This window comes from Mesorhizobium sp. M4B.F.Ca.ET.089.01.1.1, from assembly GCF_004022605.1.
Classification (GTDB): Bacteria; Pseudomonadota; Alphaproteobacteria; order Rhizobiales; family Rhizobiaceae; genus Mesorhizobium; species Mesorhizobium abyssinicae.
Window position 1 is genome coordinate 1 of record NZ_RZOS01001532.1, and the last position, 406, is coordinate 406.

Annotated in this window: 1 protein-coding gene; it reads left to right on the forward strand. The window is 66.5% G+C overall.

Translation table 11 applies throughout. From position 1 onward, the window contains the following. Positions 1 to 406, forward strand: a 406-nt coding sequence (locus EN780_RS38160) for a VCBS domain-containing protein (RefSeq protein WP_210215160.1), incomplete at both ends; no start/stop codon positions are given.

Here is a 406-nt window from a genome sequence, read left to right on the forward strand (position 1 = left end):
CTCCAGCTCCAACGACAGCGCGGGAGCCGCCGGGACCACCGACACCAGCCAGCTGGGCGCCAAGATCTGGATAGCCAGTGACGGCACGATCCACTACAGCACGGCCAGCATCGACGGACTGTTGCAGTCGCTTGCCGCCGGACAGGTCCTTGTCGACTATGTGACCTACGCCATCCAGCTCGGCAACGGCACGCTGAGCTGGGCCACCGCCGCCATCCAGTTCACCGGCACGAACGACAAGCCGGACATCCATCTGGTGACCACGGACAGCGCCGCCGCGTCGCTCACCGAGACCAATTCGCCCCTGACCGCCAGCGGCACGCTGACGGTGAACGATGCAGATGTTTCCGATACGGTGAGCGCGAGCGTGACCTCGGTGTCGCTCGGCGGCACCACCGGCGGACTG